This window comes from Providencia sp. PROV202, from assembly GCF_028479565.1.
GTDB lineage: Bacteria > Pseudomonadota > Gammaproteobacteria > Enterobacterales > Enterobacteriaceae > Providencia > Providencia zhijiangensis.
The window spans coordinates 21,897-28,063 of sequence record NZ_JAMPNV010000003.1 but is presented as its reverse complement, the minus strand read 5'-3'; the positions used below and the strand labels follow the sequence as shown (position 1 = coordinate 28,063).

Annotated in this window: 7 protein-coding genes; 6 read left to right on the top strand and 1 reads right to left on the bottom strand. The window is 42.6% G+C overall.

Going from position 1 to position 6,167, the window contains the following annotated elements; genetic code table 11:
* The coding region (locus tag PR799_RS01375) for an Ivy family c-type lysozyme inhibitor (protein ID WP_272521084.1) at positions 1-246 on the bottom strand (246 nt) is incomplete at its 3' end.
* A 154-nt stretch (positions 247-400) separates the two neighbouring features.
* On the opposite strand from PR799_RS01375, the gene PR799_RS01370 reads away from it, so the two are divergent.
* The 6 genes from PR799_RS01370 to PR799_RS01345 all read left to right on the top strand — a co-directional run bounded on the left by PR799_RS01370 (position 401) and on the right by PR799_RS01345 (position 6,128).
* A complete protein-coding gene (locus tag PR799_RS01370; RefSeq protein ID WP_272521083.1) occupies positions 401-3,427 on the top strand; it encodes a phage tail tape measure protein in 3,027 nt (1,008 codons plus the stop codon).
* Between the two features lie 32 nt (positions 3,428-3,459).
* On the top strand, positions 3,460-3,672 hold the full coding sequence (locus PR799_RS01365) for a hypothetical protein (RefSeq protein WP_036952419.1): 213 nt from the start codon (positions 3,460-3,462) through the stop codon (positions 3,670-3,672).
* Between the two features lie 62 nt (positions 3,673-3,734).
* Entirely contained in the window at positions 3,735-4,079 is a 345-nt protein-coding gene (locus tag PR799_RS01360) for a phage tail protein (protein ID WP_272521082.1), read from the top strand.
* A complete protein-coding gene (locus PR799_RS01355; RefSeq protein WP_272521080.1) occupies positions 4,076-4,819 on the top strand; it encodes a phage minor tail protein L in 744 nt (247 codons plus the stop codon). Before PR799_RS01360 ends, PR799_RS01355 begins: the two co-directional genes overlap by 4 nt.
* Entirely contained in the window at positions 4,816-5,526 is a 711-nt protein-coding gene (locus PR799_RS01350; protein ID WP_272521079.1) for a C40 family peptidase, read from the top strand. Before PR799_RS01355 ends, PR799_RS01350 begins: the two co-directional genes overlap by 4 nt.
* On the top strand, positions 5,523-6,128 hold the full coding sequence (locus PR799_RS01345; RefSeq protein ID WP_272521078.1) for a tail assembly protein: 606 nt from the start codon (positions 5,523-5,525) through the stop codon (positions 6,126-6,128). The genes PR799_RS01350 and PR799_RS01345 overlap by 4 nt, the downstream gene beginning before the upstream one ends.
* Positions 6,129-6,167: the final 39 nt, after the last annotated feature.

Below are 6,167 nucleotides of genomic sequence, written 5' to 3'. Positions count from 1 at the left end.
AGGGCAATTGTGAGGTTTGCACGCTGTTGCTACTTGGTATTCATTACCGTTTAAAGTCACAGTATTTGATGGGGATTCAGTACCTCCAGTTAAGATCCATGATGGGAGGTCGTTATTTTTTACAACTTGTTGGAGTGCTGTTTTAGTATTTGCATCACTAGCTAACTTACTGATAGTTAACTCGTTGCCAGCATGAGCATTGGCTACGATGAAAAGGGCTGCGATGAGTGTCAATTTTCTAAGCATGTTAATAATCCTTTGTGTGGTTAAAGGTTATCTGGTTAGTGACGAATGTTGGAAAATGAAATTCTAGAATAATATGGCGTTAATTTAAATAAAAGTTACATAGAAGCTAATCTAGCCACCGATGGGTGGTTTTTTTATATCTGGAGAAAGGTAAATGGCAGATATAGCAACCATCTCGCTTAAAGCTGATACGTCTGATTTAGAGCGTGGGACTCAAAAATTAAAGGAGTTTGGCAGCACAGCAGAAAAGGTAAATGGCTCAGCCCAAGACCTGAATGAGCAATTTAAACGCGGTGTAGATAATCAGAAAAAAGCAGCTCAAGCAGCTGAAAAACAGCGCAAAGAGCTTCATGAGTTACTTAATCAGCTGAACCCTACAAATAAAGCTTTTGAACGATTAGATGACTGGCAGACAAAGCTAGTAGCAGCAAGCAAAAAAGGGTTACTTCCCAAAGATCAATTCAAAGATTATACCAGCATATTAGACCAAACTAGAGACAAGCTGCAAAGAATGCATATGTCTCTGACTGCGGAAGGGCAAGCATTATTAGCTCAGGAAGCTGCAACGAATAAAGCAAAGCAAGCCGCAGATGAATTCTTACAATCTCTTAAAAATCAAACGGATTTTATAGGAAAAACCAAAACTGAAATTTTAGAATTGAAAGCAGCGCAAATGGGAATTTCTCAGCAGGCTGCGCCTATGATTTCCAAGCTGAAAGAGCAAGAAAAAGCATTTTTAAACGGCTCAATCACGATTGGTCAATATCGAAATGCTATGCGTCAATTACCCGCTCAAATGACGGATATAGTCACATCGTTGGCATCTGGGATGCCTGTATGGATGGTGATGATACAGCAAGGTGGTCAGATAAAAGATTCCTTCGGTGGTATAGGAAACTCATTGAAGGCTTTAGCATCGCTAATTACCCCAGCAAGAGTTGCAATGTTTGGATTTGTTGGTGCCGCTTCTGCTGTTGCTCTTGCTGCTTATAAAGGGTCTATGGAATTTGGCGAGTACAACCGTCAACTCATTCTAACAGGCGGTTACGCTGGCAAGACGGCATCGCAATTAGATATGTTGTCACGGCAGCTGTCTAGCAATGGCATAACTCAGTATAGAATGGCCGATGCATTATCTAAAGTAGTTGGTTCAGGCTTGTTTACTGGAAATGCAGTTGAGATGATAGCAAATACGGCAGCTAGGATGGAGGAAGCTACTGGACAATCGATTGATGAAACAATTAAACAATTCAGTAGATTAAAGAATGAGCCTGTTTCAGCTATTTTAGAACTCAACAAAACAATGCATTTTTTGAAGTCTTCTGAGTTAGAAAGAATCATGCGGTTAGAAGAAATGGGGCATAAGGATCAAGCCGCAGCTGAAAGCATGGTCTTGCTGTCTAAGGCGTCATTAGATATGGCTAATAAAGTAAAGGCCAACTTAGGGACATTAGAGAGTGCGTGGAAAGCAGTTAGCGATGCTGCAAAAGATGCTTGGGATCAAATGCTAAGTGTTGGCAGAGAAGCTCCACTGCATGAAAGGTTGAATCAGAAAACTAAGCAATTAGAGATAGCGGTAAAGGAATTAGAGCAAGCCGAAAAATCAATTGTCCCAGATATGTCAGGGTATGGGTACGGGCGGCAATCAGAATCTTTCATGAACCAAAATGCAACTAGGAACCTAGAAGCAAGAAGGGCGCTTGTACAGAATCTCAAAAAGGATGTTTCAGATTTACAGAAACAAGTTGAAACTGAGGATTCGGCTGCTGCTCAAGCAGATAAGGCTCAAAAAAGAGAAGAGAAAAGAATAGCATCTCTTGAGCATAAGAGAAGAGTTCTTTCTGAGATAGCAACAAATGAAAGAAAAAGGACACTGGCATTAGCTGATTTATGGCGTGAGGTATCTGCTGCTCCTGATTTATGGTCAAGAGAAGATAGAGAAGCAGCTGTAAAAAATATCAACAAAAAATATAAGCCAGAAGTAACTAAGAAAGGCAAAGAATATCGCCCTGACTACGGTACTCGGGCTGATGAGTCAGCCAATGAAGCGCTAATCTCTCTCCAATCTCAACTGAAAGTATTGAAGGAGCATAAAACTGTTGCTGATGTGATTAGCGCTGAGCGTAAAAAGCTTTGGGATATGGAAGCTAAAATATCAGTGCTAGAAGAAGCAAAGGCAACGCGCAAACTTACCAAAGATGAGCAGGCACTATTAGCGAAGAAAGAAAGTGTCCTTGAATCACAAAAGGCATTAGCGGTTGCAGGGGATGCTGTAGAGCTTCAGAAGCAACATAACCGAGAACTAGACAGACAGCTCAAACGAATTGAGGAAATCAATGCCAGAAGTCGTGCGTTGGATATGGGAGCTGGTAAGTCTGACCGCATGTACCAGCGTGACATTGCACTTGAGCAAGCTAAGTCACCGGCAGAGAAAAAGGCACTAGAAGATTACTACAGTAAGGAAGATTCTTTACGCGCAAATTGGGAAGCCGGTGTTAAAAAGGGTTTTGCAGAATTCCAAGACCAAGCGACAAACGTCTACGGCAACGTAGCTCAAATCAGTCAGTCGTTTTTCCAAGGTATGAGCAACAGCCTTTCAGACTTTGTCATCACGGGTAAAGCTAGTCTCGGTGACTTTACTCGTTCATTCTTAGAAATGACTACCAAGATGTTAATGCAAATGGCGATGCTGAATGCCATGAAAGCAGCTTTTGGTGGGACTGTTGTTGGTGAATTCTTAGGGCTAAAAGGTCATGCAACAGGCGGATATACTGGTGATGGCGGTAAATATGATGTAGCTGGTATCGTGCATAGAGGCGAATTTGTATTTGACAAAGAGAGTACGGCTAAATTAGGTAAAACTAATCTATATCGGTTAATGGATGCAGGAAAGAGAGGTTATGCATCTGGTGGATATGTAGGTGGTTCTCAGTCAATGTCAGTGAGTCAGCCTCGAGTGCAAGTCTACGGCACTCATCCTGCTGGTGGGATTAACGTTAATCTTAATATTGGTGGCATCAGCGTTGTAAGTGGTGTTCAACAGCAAGGTTCTATGCAGAATGTTGATATCCGAGCTGCGGAGCAATCCTTAAATAATAAGCTTAAGCGCTTCATGGCAATAGAGGGGCGTGAGGGTGGTGATTTGTACAAAATAATCAAAGCTATTTCTGTTGGAAGATAAGAACAGTATTAAAAAATTAATGAGAGGTAGTAATGGAATTAAAACTTGGAACTGTAATCATTAACCCAGAAGATGAGCAAATCAGCATTCCTGTCGATGTTTATAAAGGTGATGAGTATAGTGTTGATTTTGTATTGGCAAATATAGTCTACCAAACAAACTTGAACTCTAGTAAACCGCTAGCCGAATACTTTGACGAAGCTAAAGATCACGCACGGAAAACTATCAAATTATTAAATCAGTAAAGATTATCTAGATTGATCCTCACATAGCCACCTTCGGGTGGCTTTTTTATTTAGGGGTAATAATGATTGAAGAATTTAAGTGGCGAACTCAAATCCAAGACTCGCCAACTGGCGAATTTAAGCATCGTATAAAAGAAGTGGCATTTGGTGATGGCTATAAGCAAGTTTCAGGCGATGGTCTCAATACTGAATCTCAATCATGGGGATTTACCTATACGGGGCATAAGTCAGAGGTAATGCCTATTTTTTCCTTTATTCGCTCACATACAGCAAAATCATTTCTGTGGGTGCCACCTTTGGGAGATAAAGGACTATATCGAGTGAAAGCTGATTCCATCACATTAAAGCCAATTGGCGGTAGCTCTATCACTATAACTGCAACCTTTGAACAGGCGTTTAGTGTATGAATATAACATCTGACATTCAAAAATTAGAGCCGGGGAGTAAGGTTCAATTAATTGAAGTGGACGGTAGTGAGTTTGATGGTCCAACTCTTCGATTTCATGCCTACAATTTGCCGCATACACCCGAAGAAATTGACGCTGCAGAGGGGGGCATAAAACCAAAATCTATTTGGTGGCAAGGAAATGAATATGGCGCATGGGCTTATGAAATCGAGGGCATGGCAAAAAATAGTGATGGTAGTCCAGCCAGACCCTTATTAAGAGTGGCTAATATTGATGGTTTGATATCCTCGTTGTGCTTGCAATTCGATGATATGGCACTGGCGAAAGTGACTATTTATGAAACCTTCGCTCACTATCTAGATGCTAAGAATTTTCCAGAGGGAAATCCTACCGCTAACCCTGAAGAATTTTTCAAACAAGTTTATTTCATCGACAGAAAAATGAGCGAAGTCGCGGGAGAAGCAGTTGAATTTGAGTTGTCGAGTCCGTTCGACTTGCAAGGGGTTATGATCCCCGGTCGCCAAATCCACAACCTCTGTTTCTGGTGTATGAAAGGCGATTATCGAAGCGGGCGAGGTTGCAATTATACGGGCAATAAATATTTCGATGAGCGTGGTGAACTGGTTGATGATCCGGCATTAGATAAGTGCGGTGGACTCATTAGCGATTGTAAAAAACGATTTGGCGAAAATGAACCTTTGGATTTTGGAGGATTCCCTGCCGCGGGGTTAGTACGATGATCACGAAGAAATTAACAGAGGTAATATTTCAGCATGTCAAAGCGGAATACCCTAAAGAAGCGTGTGGCGTGATTTGCCAAAAAAGTCGAGTCAAAAAATATTTTCCCTGCCGAAATCTTTCCGATAATCCAACTGATCATTTCGAACTTTCCCCAGAAGACTATGCCGCAGCCGAAGATTGGGGCAATCCAATAGCGATTGTTCATAGCCATTGCGGGGATGGAGTGACGTCTCAACCGAGCGAAATAGACAAATTGCAATGTGATGCTTCGGGACTACCGTGGGTGATAGCTTCCTATCCGGAAGGTGATATCCGCATAATCCAGCCTAGAATTGAGCGTGAGTTAGAAGGTCGTCCGTTTGTGCTTGGTCACGCAGATTGTTGGTCGCTCATTATGGATTATTACCGACAGATGCACGGGATTGAGCTGCATAATTACAGCGTTGAGAGACACTGGTGGGAAGAGGGGGAAAACTTGTATATGGATAACTGGCTGCAAGCGGGCTTTGTCGAGTTTGCCGGTGACTTAAAGGAGGGCGATATGGTCATTATGCAAGTGCAAGCTCATGTTCCGAACCATGCAGGGGTGATAGTGAATGGTATGCTGCTTCACCACTTATACGGTCAGCTCAGCCGCATCGTTCCATACAGTGATTATTGGCGTGATAGGACAGTGAAAATAGTCAGACGAAAGGAGTTGGCATGAGTTTAAAAACAATACGACTCTATGGTGTTTTGGGTACCCAATTTGGTCGCGAACATCAACTTGCTATCGATTCTCCGCGTGAAGCGATTAAAGCGTTATCGGTACTCTATGATGGATTCGAGCAGTTCCTTGCCAATGCGCATCTGAAAGGGCTGGAATTTGCGGTATTTAAAGGTCAGCGCAATATTGCTGAAGACGAATTGCATCTTGATACCAGTGAAGAAATTCGCATTGCTCCGGTAATTAAAGGGAGTAAGCGGGGTGGTTTCTTCCAAACTATTTTAGGGGCAGCACTAATTGGTGCTGCCGCATTTTTATCGGGAGGTCTCTCTGTCGCATTTACCGCTGCAGGGACATGGGGAGGGGCATTGGCGTTGAGTGGTGCTGCTATGGCAATCGGTGGTTTGGTGCAAATGCTCTCACCTCAGCCTCAAGGCTTATCCATGCGACAAGATGCGGATAATAAGCCATCCTATGCATTTGGTGGTGCTGTAAATACCACGGCGCAGGGCAATCCTGTGCCGCTGTTATATGGACTAGACCGCCGTGAAGTCGGAGGTGCGATTATCTCCGCGGGTATCTATACCGAAGACCAAAAATAACAAAATTAATCTTTATCATATACGGAAACGGCTTGAGTG